The organism is Segatella baroniae DSM 16972 = JCM 13447, from assembly GCF_000426585.1.
Lineage (GTDB): Bacteria > Bacteroidota > Bacteroidia > Bacteroidales > Bacteroidaceae > Prevotella > Prevotella baroniae.
Map to the genome: position 1 here is coordinate 32,724 of NZ_AUFQ01000003.1, position 17,053 is coordinate 49,776.

The 17,053-nt window shown below is 45.7% G+C and carries 12 protein-coding genes; 7 read left to right on the forward strand and 5 right to left on the reverse strand.

Annotated elements, in window-relative coordinates:
• Nucleotides 1-27 precede the first annotated feature (27 nt).
• Together K334_RS14995 and K334_RS0103210 are read left to right on the forward strand one after the other, a co-directional pair.
• The gene (locus K334_RS14995; protein ID WP_025881169.1) at nt 28-480 is read left to right on the forward strand and encodes a hypothetical protein; all 453 of its coding nucleotides are present in this window, start codon (nt 28-30) and stop codon (nt 478-480) included.
• Nucleotide 481: 1 nt separating this feature from the next.
• The gene (locus tag K334_RS0103210; RefSeq protein WP_021589700.1) at nt 482-1,366 is read left to right on the forward strand and encodes a glycosyltransferase family 2 protein; all 885 of its coding nucleotides are present in this window, start codon (nt 482-484) and stop codon (nt 1,364-1,366) included.
• A gap of 332 nt (nt 1,367-1,698) precedes the next feature.
• Here the strand turns inward: K334_RS0103210 and K334_RS0103215 are convergent, their stop codons facing one another.
• The 4 genes from K334_RS0103215 to K334_RS0103230 form a co-directional block, all read right to left on the reverse strand.
• On the reverse strand, nt 1,699-1,944 hold the full coding sequence (locus K334_RS0103215) for a hypothetical protein (protein ID WP_027444501.1): 246 nt from the start codon (nt 1,942-1,944) through the stop codon (nt 1,699-1,701).
• Nucleotides 1,945-2,152: 208 nt separating this feature from the next.
• Nucleotides 2,153-5,512, reverse strand: coding sequence for a preprotein translocase subunit SecA (secA, locus tag K334_RS0103220; protein ID WP_027444502.1), 3,360 nt, complete (start codon nt 5,510-5,512; stop codon nt 2,153-2,155).
• Between the two features lie 125 nt (nt 5,513-5,637).
• Nucleotides 5,638-7,041: an alkaline phosphatase family protein gene (locus tag K334_RS0103225; RefSeq protein WP_025881167.1), complete on the reverse strand. Its 1,404-nt coding sequence runs from the start codon at nt 7,039-7,041 to the stop codon at nt 5,638-5,640.
• A 5-nt stretch (nt 7,042-7,046) separates the two neighbouring features.
• Nucleotides 7,047-8,273, reverse strand: a complete 1,227-nt coding sequence (locus K334_RS0103230; protein WP_025881166.1) for an Lnb N-terminal periplasmic domain-containing protein — start codon at nt 8,271-8,273, stop codon at nt 7,047-7,049.
• 129 nt (nt 8,274-8,402) lie between these two features.
• Between K334_RS0103230 and K334_RS0103235 the strand changes: the two genes are divergently transcribed.
• The 5 genes from K334_RS0103235 (at nt 8,403) to K334_RS0103255 (ending at nt 15,659) form a co-directional block, all read left to right on the forward strand.
• Nucleotides 8,403-9,686 carry a BamG family beta-barrel-assembly machinery protein gene (locus K334_RS0103235; protein ID WP_027444503.1) on the forward strand — a complete coding sequence of 428 codons (1,284 nt, stop codon included), beginning with the start codon at nt 8,403-8,405 and terminating at the stop codon, nt 9,684-9,686.
• A gap of 151 nt (nt 9,687-9,837) precedes the next feature.
• Nucleotides 9,838-10,392 (forward strand): LPS export ABC transporter periplasmic protein LptC, encoded by a 555-nt coding sequence (locus tag K334_RS0103240; RefSeq protein ID WP_314826811.1) that lies wholly within the window; start codon nt 9,838-9,840, stop codon nt 10,390-10,392.
• A gap of 57 nt (nt 10,393-10,449) precedes the next feature.
• Nucleotides 10,450-11,679, forward strand: coding sequence for a hemolysin family protein (locus tag K334_RS0103245; protein ID WP_044122651.1), 1,230 nt, complete (start codon nt 10,450-10,452; stop codon nt 11,677-11,679).
• 175 nt (nt 11,680-11,854) lie between these two features.
• On the forward strand, nt 11,855-13,996 hold the full coding sequence (locus tag K334_RS0103250; protein WP_025881162.1) for a peptidylprolyl isomerase: 2,142 nt from the start codon (nt 11,855-11,857) through the stop codon (nt 13,994-13,996).
• Nucleotides 13,997-14,351: 355 nt separating this feature from the next.
• Nucleotides 14,352-15,659: an NCS2 family permease gene (locus K334_RS0103255; RefSeq protein WP_027444505.1), complete on the forward strand. Its 1,308-nt coding sequence runs from the start codon at nt 14,352-14,354 to the stop codon at nt 15,657-15,659.
• A gap of 441 nt (nt 15,660-16,100) precedes the next feature.
• Here K334_RS0103255 and rsgA read toward each other — a convergent pair whose 3' ends face one another.
• A complete protein-coding gene (rsgA, locus tag K334_RS0103260; RefSeq protein WP_027444506.1) occupies nt 16,101-17,033 on the reverse strand; it encodes a ribosome small subunit-dependent GTPase A in 933 nt (310 codons plus the stop codon).
• Between the last annotated feature and the right edge of the window lie 20 nt (nt 17,034-17,053).

The following is a 17,053-nucleotide window of genomic DNA, read 5'->3' on the forward strand; positions in this document are numbered from 1 at the left end:
TACCTTTGTTCAGACAAGATTCAAATTATGTTGTTCAAGCAAAATATATTTCTTCTGTCATTGTTTCTACTGGCGACATCTTGCGGGCACAGCCATGGAGATGGGCGGGAGAAGGTGTTGGATGGTTTTGCCGACGCTTATTTCAACTATGATTTTCAGACAGCCGCCCAGTTTTGTTCCCCCGAATCGTCCAAGTGGTTGCGCTATGAGGCCAGCCAGATGACCCAGGCCGACGTGGACCGACTGGCGTCAAAGGGGTTCGGAGCCGCCCATTCCATCGTGGACGTTGAGAATCTATCAGACAGTTTGGCACAATACACCCTTGACGTGAACGACTATTATGCAACGGCGGCACTCGACAGCGTGGGCCGAGTCGTCGACCACACGCTCTTCAAGGTGTCCCTCCGGCGCAGGAACAACAACTGGGAAGTCGTTCTCGACAGTCCGCTTCGCCCGTACAAACCCTACCAGAACAAATAAGATGACGTCAGAGCTTTCCATTTTGATACCGGTGTTCAATGCCGAATGCTATGGGCTGGTGGAAGACTTGCGCCGGCAGTGCAACGCAGTAGAATCGCTGTCGTTTGAAATCATCGTGCTCGACGACTGCTCCGACAATTTTGAAGCGACTGCAAATGAACGGATAAACAGCCTTCCCGGTTGTCGTTTTGCAAGGAACGACTGCAATCTGGGACGGGCTGGAAACCGCAACAAACTGGCTTCCATGGCGCATTTCAAATGGCTTTTGTTCATTGATGGCGACATGACGATAGATTCCCAAGACTTTATCTTGCGATATTTAGGCGTCGCCTCCGGCCTTCGGATTGTATACGGAGGCTATAAAATAGGTGGCATGCACCCCGACAACCTGCGCTGGTGCTACGAAAAGAAATACTTGCGAAGCCTTCATAAGATGGAGAAAGAACGCTTTCAAGTATACAATCAATTCAGGACATGTAACTTTTTGATAAACAGAGAGGTGTTTTCGCAATTGAAATTCGACACCTCACTGAAGCTATATGGCTACGAAGACACTTGTTTTGCCCGCAAGGCCCATGCGCTCGGCTATGAGATTCGGCTGACAGACAACCCTGTGGTCTTCGCTGATTTCGAACCCAACCACGCCTTTCTTGCCAAAACGGAAGCGGCATTGCGCAACCTGAAAATGTTGGAAGCAGACCTGGCAGGCAGTTCTTTGTTGCTGAATGCGGTGCGCTTCCTCCACCTTCTTCGATTGACGGCGGTGTTCCGCCGCTTTTATCGCAGCCGAAGAGCCGGCTGGCGCAAGACCCTCGTCGAGTCAAAACCCAACCTGCGCATTTTCTATCTGTACAAGTTGGGATATTATTTGGATTTTCCGACTTGATTATCGGTCTGTGGCAACTTGGCAATCAGCCTGTGTTTACTTTATAATCAGCCTGCGGTTACTTGGCAATCGGCCTGTGTTTACTTGGCAATCAGCCTATGTTTACTTTATAATCAGCCTGTAGTTATTTGGCAATCTGTCTGTGATAATGTCGTTACCAAGCAGTGGTAACACGATCACCACAGGCCGGTAAAGCCGTGTTTTTGCGTTGTCAATCATGATTTCCTTCTCCAATAGTCCGCCGGCGTTGCGCTACATGCGCTCTTGAATGCACGCACGGAGTTGGAGTAGTCGCTGAAGGCTCATTTGTCAGCCACTTCTCCGAAACATATCTACAGATTGCCGCCAAGCAGCTGCTTGACTTTCTTGATTTTAAGTCGAAGCATGTAGGCCAATAGAGCATAGCCTGGCAGCGCATTGGCTTTGCGAGATTGAACCAGCAGTGGTTCATCGACGATGGAGGCATGTATCGAGAAGGCATAAAAAAAAGCGATGGCCTTCACAGGCAACCGCTCCAAATCTTCAATAGGTATTAGTTTCTTTAAGGTAAAAAGATTGTTTTCAGGATAACGATGCAAATATACGTATTAATTTTTGATATACAAAACATTTGATAAATATTTTTTATTGAAATATTGTTGTGCGGGCACACAATTGTAAATTATTTTGTAATTACTACAAAAAAGATGTCGTTCTCCCATTCGAAGGAGGCCCCTCGGTGAGAAAACGACATCTGTTTGGAAAGCCCTTCATGCACCCAAGTGGGGCATGAAGAGGGAGTTTGTCTTATCGAATGTTTCTGCCGTGACAGTTCTTGAACTTCTTGCCGGAGCCACAAGGACACGGATCGTTGGGACGAGGCATTTTTTCGGCACGATAAGGAGTGTGATTGACTTGTGACGCACCTTCGCGCGTGTCGTGTGAAGCTGCTCTGCGCTGGGCTTCTTGGCGTTCAACTTCGTCAATATCGTCTTTCTGCTCTACATAGTTTTGTCGTTCGCGGATTTCCGGAGCAGCCTCGTGAACTTCCTGCTGCTGGATTTCGGGTATCTGTCCACGCATCAAAACGCTGCAAATGCGGTTGTTCATGTCGTTGATCATGCCGTCCCACAACTTGACACTCTCAAGTTTGAAAATGAGAAGAGGGTCTTTCTGCTCGTAGCTTGCGTTCTGAACGGAATGCCGCAGTTCATCGAGTTGACGCAGATTTTCCTTCCAATTGTCATCTATGATGTTGAGCATAATCTGCTTTTCGAACTCCTTGACAATGGTTTTTCCCTCTGACTGATAAGCCTCCTTGAGGTTGCAGGGAATCTGGTAAGTGCGCTTACCGTCGGTGATAGGAACCAGAATGCGCTCAAACATGGAACCTTGATTCTCTTCGACCTGCTTGATGACGGGGAATGCCACGCTTTGGATGCGTTCGGTCTTGCGCTTGAAGTTTTCCATCGCAAGTTGGAATGTACGCTCTTCCAGTTCGTCACGGTTGTCATTCAGAAGTTCTTCTTCTGTTATCGGACATTCCATGGCAAGAACTTTCATGAAGGCTTCCTTCATACCTTCGTAATCATTCTGTTCAATGATATTCGTTACACGGTCCCAGATGACATTCGTGATGTCCATGCCGATACGCTCTCCCATAAGTGCGTGACGCCGTTTTTCGTAGATGACGGTGCGTTGCTTGTTCATCACGTCGTCGTATTCAAGCAGGTGCTTGCGAATGCCGAAGTTGTTTTCCTCCACTTTCTTCTGGGCACGTTCGATACTGTTGCTGATCATCGGACTCTCGATCCGTTCCCCATCCTCGAATCCGAGACGGTCCATGACATGCGCAATGCGCTCGCTGCCGAACAGACGCATCAACTTGTCTTCCAGCGACACATAGAAAACGGATGAACCGGGGTCTCCCTGGCGGCCGGCGCGTCCACGCAACTGGCGGTCGACACGGCGGCTCTCGTGCCGTTCGGTGCCGATGATGGCCAAACCGCCTGCAGCCTTCACTTCAGGAGAAAGCTTGATGTCGGTACCACGACCGGCCATGTTGGTGGCAATCGTCACCGCTCCAAGGCCATTGGTGCTTTGACCGGCCAGTGCCACGATGTCAGCTTCCTTATGGTGGAGCTTGGCATTCAGCACCTGATGGGGTATGCGGCGCATCTGCAACATCTTGGACAGCAGTTCCGAGATTTCCACCGACGTCGTACCAACCAGACATGGGCGTCCGCTTTCACGCATGGCGATGATTTCCTCAATGACCGCATTGTATTTTTCGCGTGCAGTCTTGTAGACGCGGTCGTCCATGTCTTTGCGGATGACAGGGCGGTTGGTCGGGATTTCTACGACATCCAGTTTGTAGATGTCCCAGAACTCACCCGCTTCAGTAGAAGCCGTACCTGTCATGCCGGAAAGTTTGTGATACATGCGGAAGTAATTTTGCAGTGTGATTGTTGCAAAAGTTTGTGTGGCGGCCTCAATCTTCACATGTTCCTTGGCTTCGATGGCCTGGTGAAGTCCATCGCTCCAGCGACGTCCTTCCATGATGCGGCCGGTTTGCTCGTCCACAATCTTCACTTCACCATCGATGACAACATATTCGTCATCCTTGTTGAACATGGTGTAGGCCTTGAGCAATTGCTGCAATGTGTGTACCCGCTCACTCTGAATGCCATAGTGGTTGAGGAGTTCGTCTTTCCGATTCAGGTAATCTTCTTCACTCAGTTCCTTGTGCGTTTCAAGTTCCGACAGCTGTGAAGTGATGTCAGGCAACACGAAGAGGTCGGCATTACCCGTCTGATGGGCGAGCCAAGCTCCACCTTTGTCTGTAAGGTCGGCCGAATTGAGTTTTTCATCAACGACGAAATACAGAGGTTCTACAGCCTTGGGCATTTCTCGGTTGTTGTTCTGCATGTAGAATTCCTCCGTCTTCAACATGCCTGCCTTGATACCTTCCTCAGAGAGATACTTGATGAGCGGTTTGTTCTTCGGCAAAGCCTTGTAGGAGCGATACAAAGCCAAGAACCCTTCTTCGTTTAGTTTGGCGGCCGTGTTCTTGTCCGTTTCGTTCTGCGAAGCTGTAATCTTCTGTTTGGCTTCAGCCAAAAGCTCCGTAGCCTGTTTGCGCTGCACTTCATAAAGTTTCTCCACCAGCGGTTGGTATTGCTCGAACATTTGGTCGTCTCCCTTTGGTATCGGACCAGAAATGATCAGTGGGGTACGTGCGTCGTCGATCAATACGGAGTCAACCTCATCGACGATGGCATAGTTGTGCTTGCGTTGTACAAGGTCTGCTGGGCTATTGGCCATGTTGTCGCGCAGATAGTCGAAGCCAAACTCGTTGTTGGTGCCGAAAGTGATATCTGCCAAGTAAGCCTTGCGCCGTTCGTCGGAATTGGGGCGATGCTTGTCGATGCAGTCTACGGAGAGTCCGTTGAACATGTAAAGCGGCCCCATCCATTCAGAGTCACGCTTGGCCAGATAGTCGTTGACCGTTACGACATGAACGCCATTGCCAGTGAGCGCATTCAGGAAGACGGGGAGGGTGGCGACGAGCGTCTTTCCTTCACCCGTAGCCATTTCGGCAATCTTTCCCTGATGGAGTACGGCTCCACCGAAAAGCTGTACGTCGTAGTGAACCATTTCCCATTTCAGGTCATTGCCACCGGCTGTCCAGTGGTTGTGGTAGATGGCTTTGTCTCCATCTATCGAGATGAAGTCGTTCTGGGGATTGGCTGCCAGTTCTCGGTCGAACTCCGTGGCTGTGACAATCGTCTCCTCGTTTTCCGAGAAACGACGTGCAGTTTCTTTTACAATGCTGAAAGCGATGGGTAGGACTTCGGTCAGAGCTTCCTCGTAGATGTCCAGCACCTGCTTTTCGAGTTTGTCTATCTCATTGAAGACATCCTCGCGCTTGTCAATGGGCAGTTCTTCTATCTGTCCCTTCAACTCTTCAATCTTTGCCTTCTGTTCGTTGGCCGATGTTTGAACATACGTTTGGATTTCCTTGGTCTTGGCCCGTAGCTCATCGTTGCTTAAAGACTTGATTTCCGGATATGCCACCTTCACCTTTTCTACAATAGGCTGAATCAACTTCATATCGCGAGCAGACTTGTCACCAAATAGTGATTTAAGGAATTTGTTGAAATTCATATCATTTGTTGTTTTGTTATTTTTTAAAGGACAACTGCAAGACTACACCTGCGGCAAGCTTGCTGTCAAATAATGGGTAAGAATGGACGTTCGGCATGGAAACGGATTGCCGAGAATGTCCAAAATCAAAATAGGGGAGACTTGGAGCAGGCATTGGGTGCCCTGATTCTGATGGATTTTGCAATGGTAGGCGCAATGTGGTCTACCGTTATGGGGGTTAAAATGTTTTCATGCTCGATTCCATTTCCATAAAAGACAAGAGGAAAGGGAATGTAGGCAAGTCGGCTGGTATAGGATTCCAGCGTCTCCTCGTTGTTCAATTTCCAACCTGGAGCGACCTCGATGATGATATCGCCACTCTTGGATGGGTTAAAGCCGTTTTTGATACTGCGCAGATTTCCATTGTCCGCAAATAGGCGTTCCAGCGTGTAGACATCGGAGACCCCTGCGTTTTGAATCAAGAGTTCCTGACAGCTGTTGAGCACGTCGTGCAATGAAAGTTTCTTCTGCTCTATCAGTTTATGATTCAGATATATTTGATTATGGAAATAGGCACTGACGTATTGCCCTTGTCCATAAATCGCGCTCAAGTACACATTCAGAAGTTTGGAAGTCCTGTTTATATAAAAGGTACCTGTAGGAATTCGATAATTGCCATACTCTTCCGAATCTTCATCACGGCCCGTACTGGTCAAGACAAACAGAACGCGTTCCTTGCCCACCTGCCGTTCGATGTCATTCACCAGCCTGCCCAGCGTGCGGTCCAACTGCCTGTAGACAGATTCCATCTCGGTCTGTCTATTGTTGTTTTGCTTGCCCTCGGGGGCTGAGGCAGAGAGTGTGAGGCTTAATAAGTCTGTAACTTCATCAACACCCATGGCTGCAGTTTTGATTGTTGTCAAAGCCATGTCTGCCAGTACGTCGTTTTCCGAGGAATGTGATTTGTCTATAGCAGGTTTGCCGGCAAAGGCGTTGATCCACTTGTCTGCATTGTTCGCATAAAAAGTGGAGGTTTTCCATTTGTTGGCTTGACTGTCTATCCATATGGCGTTGTTGGCCGCATGACCGGCCGATAGAATGGCAGCCTCAGGGGATGAGGCGATGCCATAGACGATACTTGAGCCACGGGAATTGACCTTCATCTCGTCGCCAATGGTTGACGTCTGAAGATACTGTGGAGAAAATAAATGACGGTTGTCAAACACACAATAGACGGGACGTAAGGAGTTGCGGTCAAGCCATTGCGTAGAAATAATGCCGTGATAAAAAGGTGTTGTACCTGTAGACAGGGTAGCAAGCGCAGAAGCACGGTCTACAGGGGAGAATGGATAGGAGGCGTTTTCGTAAACCCTACCTTCACGGAGCAGTTTCTTGAACCCGTTCGGGGTGAAAAGTGGACTGAAAGCTTCCAAATAGTCAGAACGCAATTGGTCAATCGTAATATTGATTACGAGGCGTGGGGCAAGTTGGAAAGCCTGCATTTCCGCAGTGGCGAAAGCTGCTATCAGCAGGGCTAAGTATCTATTCAAAACTCCTAAGTATTTAGTTCTTTTCTATTTATTGTAAAAACATGTATCGCTCTGAATGACAAAACAAATGCCAAAAGGAGAACGCCGCTGGCATAGTGTTGTAGGAATGCTCCGAGGATTCCGCAGAGCAAGCAGAGAGATATACAAATTTGAAACCTCCTGTTTCTGCGAAATGGCGGCACCAACAGCCCTATATGCAAAGGATTCAGTATGAGAATCTGTAGGTTTAGACTGACGGTGGGATGTTGGCTGAAAATCATGGCGGCCAGTATCAAACCGGCTGCCCCCGTAATGAGCCATGACAGATTGTCATATATTTTGCCCGCCCAACTGTATGTTCGTTTTTTGTATTCGTAAATGGTAAGGAAAAAGGCCACCAAACAAAATCCCCCAATAGAGTATATGGGATTGTCCATCAACCAGCTTGATGACGTACTCGTGTTTGGAAATTCCGTTGGTTCAATGAGCCAATGGCTATATTTGACCAACTTATGCTTTTGGCCATCTTTGCAGTAGAAGAAAGCTCTGTCAAAATCTTTGGACAACTGATTGGGGAGAAATTCGTTCTCTTTGTAGCTGATACGCCGGTCGGCTTTCATGCCTAACAACAAGTCGTTGCCCCAACGAGCCCACAAATGTTTTTGATTCCATTTGTGAATCTCCTCTCGAAAAGAAGTGTTAAGCAATTGGTTCCCACGCGGATAGACCTTGTAGCTTAAATTATCCAATAAGATGTTGCGGGCTCTTGTTGTACAATTGTCATAGAAATAATTGTACCGATAAACGCGATTCTCTGGTAAGTAATTATGATGGATTGCAAGGGTGATTCTATGCTTGTCGGTTGGACTGATGTTTAGAATTTGCTCCTTTACCCACCTGCCTTCGTATAGATATTCATCTATGAAGTTGGAATAGGGGATAATTCCCATCTGATAATCAGTAAGTCCGAAGATGAACCGTAAGACAAAATGCTTTTGATGAAAAGAAAACATGCCATAATTGATGACATAATCTTCGTTCGTCATTTTGTTACGATATCGAATGGCCGTGTGTCCATAAAGGCTGTAAACTTGATTCCCGGGCCCACATGTAAGTAGACTGATCATTACGGAATCATTTAGAGGCAAATCCGTGGTCGATATGGGGTGGCTATTTTGTGCGTCAGCCACATTTGGCAACGACACTAAAATAGTCAAAAGGGCGTGCAGAAAATACCACCGGAATCGTTTCATGATGCAAAAATAACCTTAATTTTTCAGTTATCATGCAATTATTCTGTTTTTTTTGATAATTTTGCATCCCGAATATGTCAGAAACTTTCATAGTTTTAATCGGCGAATTATAAGTGAATAAGGTAGAATATGAAAAAAATATTTCTGTGTATGGCCTTCACCGGCATTGTGAATGTAGCAGCCGTTGCTCAGAGTGGCACCAACTCTCCCTACAGCCGTTACGGTTTGGGAATATTGAGTGAGCAGTCCGGCAGTTACAACCGAGGCATGAATGGCTTGGGGTTTGGATTTTATGAACATAATCAAATCAATTATCTGAATCCGGCTTCTTATTCACAATTGGACTCCTTGACTTTCATTTTTGACGCGGGAGTCTCTGGACAGATTACAAATTTCAAGGAAGGAAATGTAAAGAAGAACGCGAATAATGCAGACTTTGAATATGCAGTAGCTGGCTTCAGGGCGGCAAGACATCTTGGCGTCAGCTTTGGTGTTTTACCGTTTTCTTCTGTGGGATACAATTATTCAATCAATAAATATATTGGTGAGAACAAGTCGGCATCCTATCAAAACACATACAAAGGTAGCGGCGGTTTGCATCAGGCATATTTAGGTATTGGATGGATGCCTCTGAAAGGGCTTTCTCTTGGTGCAAACCTATCTTATCTTTGGGGAACAATTTCAAGATCGTTGACCAATACTTATAGCGACGCAGCCGTAAATACAATTTCGAAGTACTATTCGGCTACGATTAACAATTACAAACTGGATTTAGGTGCTCAATATACGGCTATGTTGGGCAAAGAAAACAGCTTGACATTAGGAGCTGTATACAGTTTAGGGCACAAGCTGGGTGCCGATTTACATTGTGATGTTATTTCTACACGAAGCCAGGCTGGAGTTGCCGATACGGCAAAACATGTAATCAAAAATGGTTTGCGCTTACCAGAAACTTATGGGGCAGGCTTTGTTTGGAGGCATGGAGCAGTCTGGCAGGTCGGATTTGATTACCAGAATCAAAAGTGGAGTAAATTGGATATGCCGCTTTATGCCGCAGAGACCTATAAACTTGTAGAAGGGCAATATATGGACCGACAGAAAGTAACGATAGGCGGAGACTGGTGTCCATCAGCAAAGAGCCGTAGTTATTTAAAGCGAGTCCATTATAGAATAGGTGCTTCATATGTGACACCTTATTATAAAATAAACGGTCAGGATGGCCCCAAAGAATTGAGTGCAAGTTTGGGATTGGGCTTGCCCATCATGAACTCGTGGAATAATCGTTCGCAATTGAACATCAGTGCTCAATGGGTTCGACAAGAGGCAAAAGGGTTTATCCGGGAGAATACGTTCCGCATCAATGTTGGTTTGACGTTCAATGAGCGTTGGTTTGCCAAGTGGAAGGTGGAGTAGTGGTCTCAAGGACAAGAAGATAGATTATAATACTTTCACTTTGAGAAGGAGCTTGCTATATATCCTTATTTGCGTGTGCGTATGCTTTTCCTGTAATGAGCAAAAAGAACATACTGCAGCAGCAATTCATGATCGGGATTCGGCTTCGGTTATGACAAGCTATGGTGTGAACACCCTTATCTCCGACTCTGGAGTTATCAAATACAGAATTGTAACAGAAGAGTGGGATGTGAATCAAATAAAAAAGCCTTCGCGCTGGACATTTAGCAAAGGGCTCTTCTTGGAGCAATTTGATGAAAATTTTCATGTGCAGTCCTACATCCAATGTGATACAGCTTATTATTATGACCAGTTAAAGTTGTGGGAACTGAGAAGTAGGGTTAGGATATTGACAAAGGATGGCTTGCGCTTTTCCAGCGAGCAATTGTTTTGGGACGAGTCTGCGCATGAACTATATTCCCACGTGTTTTCTCGTTTGGTCACTCCAGAACGGACTCTTCAGGGGAGTTATTTTCGTAGTGACGAGCGCATGACGAAATATTTTGTATCAAATACGAAAGGCGTTTTCGAGCGTACGGACTTGGCAGGCGGCAACGAAAGCGGAGAATCTGACTCTGCCAAAATTGCACTTGATTCTATTCAAAAGGCTCAGCGGCAGCAAACTCAGCCGCAGCGCAAAAACATATCAATTCCATTGACACACTAATTTATATAAGTTTTGGAATCAGTTGATGTTTCTTTGATTATTGGTATAGGAATCACAATGATTCTGTCTGCCTTCTTTTCGGGCATGGAGATAGCTTATGTCTCCAGCAACAGAATGCTGGCAGAAATGGGAAAAGAAGACGGTCTGTTGTCTCGAAAGATTTTGGATGTCTTTTATCGTCATCCAAATGATTTTGTTTCGACAATGCTGGTAGGCAACAACGTTGTTTTGGTAATCTACGGAATCTTGATTGCCAGATTGTTTGACTCAACAATTTTTGCCGGTTATCAAGCAGGATTTACCGTCCCAGCAGATACGATATTGTCAACTCTGATTGTTTTGTTTACAGGAGAGTTCCTGCCTAAGACCCTATTTAAAAGCAATCCGAATCGTCTGTTGAAGCTTTTTGCTATCCCTGCATTTGGTTTTTACATCATTTTGTGGCCGGTCAGCAGATTTGCCTCTACGTTGTCCAAGATACTCCTGAGAACAGTTGGAATAAGGGTGGAAAGAGATAATGACAGCGATGAATTTTCAAAGGTTGATTTGGACTATCTCGTGCAATCAAGTATTGATAGTGCAAAAGATGAAAGGCAAATCGGAGACGAAGTGAAGATTTTTCAGAATGCGTTGGATTTTTCAGAAACCAAGGTTAGGGATTGCATGATTCCCAGGACGGAAATCAATGCAGTGGATGCCAGCAGTTCTCAAGCGGAACTAATGCAAAAGTTTATAGAAAGCGGAAATTCGAAAATTATCGTTTATGATGAGGATATCGATCATATCGTAGGTTACATTCATTCTTCGGAGATGTTTAAAAATCCAGACGATTGGCATAGCGGTATACGCCAGATTCCTTTTGTTCCGGAAACGATGTCTGCACAAAAGATGATGCATACTTTTCTTCAGCAAAAAAAATCATTAGGAGTTGTCGTCGATGAATTTGGCGGCACAAGTGGAATCGTTTCACTGGAAGATATTGTAGAAGAAATTTTTGGAGATATAGAGGACGAACATGACAGCTCCAAATATATCGCAAAGAAAGTGGGAGAGGGCGAATACGTTCTTTCTGCACGATTGGAGATAGACAAGATTAACGAGCTGTTTGATTTGGATTTGCCGGAGAGTGATGACTACATGACTGTGGGCGGCCTGATTTTACACGCCTTTCAGAGTTTTCCCAAATTGAACGAGGTTGTAACTATCGGGCGATTTAAGTTTAAAATTTTAAAAAATACGAGCACTAAGATAGAACTTGTGAAATTGACAGTCCTGGAAAGCAGCTAACAGATGACAGAAAGGTACGTTTTTTTATCATTTATTGTGCTGTTTGTATTTTTATTATTATTTTTGTGCACAATTCTTGAAAGCACGACTAAGTCGCGCGGCTGTTTTCATATATGATGGAGGCTGCGGTCTATTTGGTAGATGAAGAAAAATAAAATATAAATATTAAAAAACAATGGCAGCATTAGGAACAATTAGAGGCAAGGGACCACTTTTGATAGGCATCATTGGTTTTGGTCTTTTTGCATTCATTGCTGAAGAAGCATTCCGCTCTTGTGAGGCTACTCAGAATGACAAACGTCAGCAGGTCGGAGAAGTGTTGGGAGAGAAAATCAGTGTACAGGATTTTCAAAAGTTGGTTGATGAGTATTCTGAGGTTGTTAAAATGCAACAGGGAACTCAAAGCTTAAATGAGGAGCAACTAAACCAAGTGAAAGATATGGTTTGGAACACTTATGTCCAAACCAAGATCGTTGAAAAAGAAGCAGATCATTTAGGCTTGGCCGTGACAAACTCCGAATTGCAGAACATACTGAAGGATGGTACAAACCCTATGTTGCTGCAGACTCCGTTTGTCAATCGGCAGACAGGACGCTTTGACGTGTCTGCTTTGCAGAAGTTCTTGGCAGACTACAAGGCGCAAAAGGGTGCAAATCCTCAGCTCGCACAGCAATATGAAACCATATACAAGTATTGGTCGTTCATTGAGAAAACCCTTCGTCAGCAAATTTTGGCTCAGAAATATCAAAGTTTGTTTGCACATTGTCTCCTTTCCAATCCTGTAGAAGCCAAAATGGCTTATAAGGAGGAAAATGAAGAGAGCAAAATAGAGCTGGCCTCTTTCCCATATTCGACCGTCGATGATTCCAAAATCAAGATAGAGGAGGCCGACCTGAAGGCAAAATATGACGAATTAAAACCGCGTTTCCAGCAATATGTCGAAAGTAGGGATATCAAGTATGTTGATATTCAAGTGACTCCATCTTCTGTAGACCGTCAGTCAATTCAAAAACAATTCAATGCGTATAGTAAAAATTTGGCAGCAGCAGCTGACCCAACGGATATTGTACGCAAGAGCACATCTTTGACAAGCTATCTCGGCATTCCTGTCTTGAAAACGGCATATCCTTTTGATATAGCAGACAGATTGGATTCCATGTCTGTAGGGCAAACCTACGGTCCCATAGAGAACAAGCAAGACAATACATTCAATGTGATAAAGTTGATGGCGAAGCAGCAGTTGCCTGATTCCATTCAGTATCGACAGATACAGGTTGGCGGAACAACTCTTGCCGAGGCTCACAAAACCGCTGATTCCATTTATTCTGCTTTGCAGAACGGTGCCGATTTTGAGGCACTGGCAAAGAAGTATGGTCAGACAGGAGAAAAAACTTGGTTGACGACAGCTCAATATCAAAACGCTCCCTCGCTGGACAAAGATACCAAAGAGTATATCATGGCTCTGAACACTTTGAATCCCAACGAGATTAAGAACCTGACAATGGGACAAGGCAATGTCATCGTGCAGGTAATGGACCGCAGAGGCATGGTGAACAAGTACACCGCGGCAGTCATAAAGAAGACCATCGATTTCTCAAAAGATACTTATAGTGCTGCGTATAACAAGTTCAGCTCTTTTGTGAGTGCAAACCAAACTGGTGAAAATATCGAAAAGAATGCGGCCAAAAACGGCTATAGGGTGCAGGAAGCCAACGATGTGACCACAGCAAGTCATTATCTGGCCAACATTCATAGCACACGTGAAGCGTTGAAATGGCTTTTCGAAGCGAAAGAAGGTGACGTTTCCCCCATGTATGAATGTGGTGACAATGACCATCTTTTAGTTGTCGTGCTGGATAAGATTCATGCCATAGGCTACCGTTCACTAAGTGATTCACGTGTCAGAGAAATGGTGAAGGCTGAAGTGATGAAAGACAAGAAGGCCGAAGCATTAATCGCCAAGCTTGGAGGTGTTTCAAATATGTCTGCTGCCAAAGCAAAGGGAGCAAAAGTATCGGTGGTAGACCAGATAACTTTTGCCGCACCAGCGTTTATCCCAGCTACAGGTGCAAGTGAACCAGCGCTTTCCGGCGCTGTTTCGGCAAGTGCCAAAGGAAAGTTCTCCAAAGCGCCTGTCAAAGGAAATGCAGGAGTTTATTTGTTCAAAGTTGCAGATAGGAAAATGCGTCCAGGCAAGTTTGATGAAAAGACCGAGGAGCAAAAGCTTCGTCAAAAGATTGCGCAATATGCCGGCAACTTTATGAATGAACTTTATATCAATGCCAAGGTTGTAGATAACCGCTATTTATTCTTCTGATAGCAGCATATCTATAAGTGTCCCTCAAGAGTTCCATTGTCGAGCTTTTGAGGGACATTCTGTTTCCAAGTGTACATCTTTCTCCCATCGTACGATTTCTATAATCGCAGTTATGATAAACAAACAAAGGGCAACTTCAGCCTTTTGGGCACGACAGGTATGGATGTTGATTCCCCATCGCAATGAAAAACCGTTATGCAAAGCCATCGATCATTCATGTGAAGACATCGGCTTCTTCTTAACAAACCATCAACTTCTTCGTAACAAGCCATCCGCTTCTTCGTAAGAATGATTGATACCTTCTTAATAAACTATTGATTTTTCGATATAAAATTATTAATCATAGACAATTACTATGCAAACAAAAATTTTAGAACGCTTTTTGGGGTTTAATCCCCACACAATGAGTCTCAAAACAGAAATTGTTGCCGGAGCAACGACGTTTCTTACCATGAGCTACATTTTGGCAGTAAATCCGTCCATCTTGAGTTCTACGGGCATGGACAAGGCGGCCTTGTTCACCGCAACGGCAATCGCCTCTGCAATTGCGACTTTCCTATTAGCCTTCATGGCTAAATTGCCATTTGCCCAGGCACCAAGCATGGGATTGAATGCTTTTTTTGCTTATACATTGTGCCAAGCTATGGGTTATACCTGGCAGCAGTCCTTGGCCATCATGCTTATTGAAGGCATTCTCTTTTTGCTGATTACTTTTATCAACGTCCGTGAGCGCATCCTTGCCGCAATCCCTGAAAATCTTAGATTTGCAATATCGGCAGGAATCGGCATGTTCATCGCCTTCATTGGTTTAAAGAACGCTGACATTATAGTTGCCAATCCAGCCACCTTCGTAGGCCTGGGCAAATTCACCCCTACCGCAATATTGGGTGTGATAGCCATTGTCTTGAGCGGAATCTTGATGGCCAAGCAGGTCAAAGGGGCCCTTTTCTACAGTATCGTGATAGCAACCGTGGCCGGCATTCCAATGGGAGTTACGGCAATACCCGATGGTTGGTTGCCTGTCTCTACACCCCAAAGCCTCAAACCGATATTCATGCAGTTTGATTTTGCGGGATTGCTTAATTTCAAAACGGCCTTGGTTGTGATATCTTTGCTTCTCGTCAATATATTCGATACGGTTGGAACACTGGTAGGTCTTGCTTATAAAACGAAGATTGTCAAAGAAGATGGTACGATTCCCCATATCAAGGAAGCCATGATGAGTGATGCAATCGGCACCACCTGTGGGGCTTTTCTGGGTTCCAGCACACTGACAACCTACGTAGAGAGTGCTTCCGGCATTGCCGAAGGAGGAAAGTCCGGTGTAACCTCGGCTTTCGTCGCCCTGCTTTTCCTGCTGTCCTTGTTCCTTGCTCCCATTTTTCTTTTGATTCCCAGTGCAGCAACAAGTGGGGCTCTTGTGTTGGTTGGGGTGTTGATGATCGATAGTGTCAAGAAGATTAATTTGACAGACGTGAGTGAAGCATTCCCTGCTTTCATTACAATGATCACGATGGTATTATGCTATTCTATCGCCGACGGTATCTGTTTGGGTATCTTGAGCTTTGTGATATTGAAGGCATGTACGGGACGCTGGAAAGAACTGAATCCCACTTTGGTCATCCTCTCTCTCCTATTCATTGTGAACTTCATATTTGGTTGAGTCGTCAAGCAGTAGACAGTAAGACTCGGTATGGGGATTACCGACAGCAACCATCACAATGTAAAAAGACCAAGGCCTTCGGCCTAGTTTCTTGTCGTCATGTGCCAGACAGGGTAGCTCGCTGCGCTTGCAACCCTGTCCTGTAAAAGGACCAACCGCCAGGCGGTTGCATGTGCAGTGCACCATGACTGTGTTGCAATGAGCCGAATTTGGGGGGAATGGAAGATAAAAAGGGGCCAAATAGAAGACAAAAGAGCCGCAAATGGAAGGCGAAAGAGCCGTAAACAAACACTAAGAGGGCGGTAAATGTAAGACAGAAAGGCTGCAAATGAAAGGCCAAAGGGCGATGGCTAAAACGAGAAAGGCTGCGGGAATGATCTTCCTTGCAGCCTTTCTCAATGATTGGAAATGCGTTTTGGCACAGTTGAAATTACACCACCCTTAATAAGCCTCTCGGTATTTGTTACTATCCTTGTCTTCAAGCATGCTGAGATAGCTTTGGTATCGACTCGCCGCGATGTGGTGGTTCTCGACGGCGGCCAAAACGGCGCATCCCGGTTCATGGGTATGGGTGCAGTTGCTGAACCGGCAGCCTTCCGAAAACTTGAAAATCTCCTTGAAGTAGCTGGTCAGCTCCTCCGGTTCCATGTCAAACGTTCCGAACCCCTTTATCCCCGGCGTGTCTATCAGGTAGCCGCCTTCGGGCAGTTCCAGCATTTCGCTGAACGTTGTGGTGTGCATGCCCGTGTTGTGGGCGTCGCTGATTTCCGCTGTCCGCAAGTTGGCGTTGGGCAAAATCCGGTTGATCAAGGTCGACTTGCCCACGCCGCTGTTGCCACTGAGCAACGTTATCTTGTCTTGCAACAGGGGGATGAGTTGCCCTACGCCCTCTCCTGTGGCGGCGGAGATTTCATGACACGCATAGCCGATGGTCTGATAGAGCGTCATCATCATGCGTTCGTAATGCAGTTCGTCCTCCGTCAACAGGTCGGACTTGTTGAAAATGAGGACAACCGGCACGCGATAGGCCTCGGCCGAAGCCAGGAAGCGGTCTATAAAGATGGTGCTTGTCTGTGGATGGTTGACCGTCACGAGGAGGAAAGCCTGGTCGACATTGGCTGCAAGGATATGACTTTGCTTGCTCAAGTTCTGCGATTTGCGGATGATGTAGTTGCGGCGGTCTTCAATCGCAGAGATGAAAGCCGTTCCTTCCTGGTTTGCAACAAGTTCAACCCTGTCACCTACGGCGACAGGGTTGGTGCTTCGGATTCCTTTCAAGCGAAAGTTACCCTTTATTTTGCTTTCTATCACTTGCCCGTCGTCGGTCTTCACTGAATACCAACTGCCGGTATTTTTAATGACAAGCCCTTTCAATATGATGCAATGCTAATGGA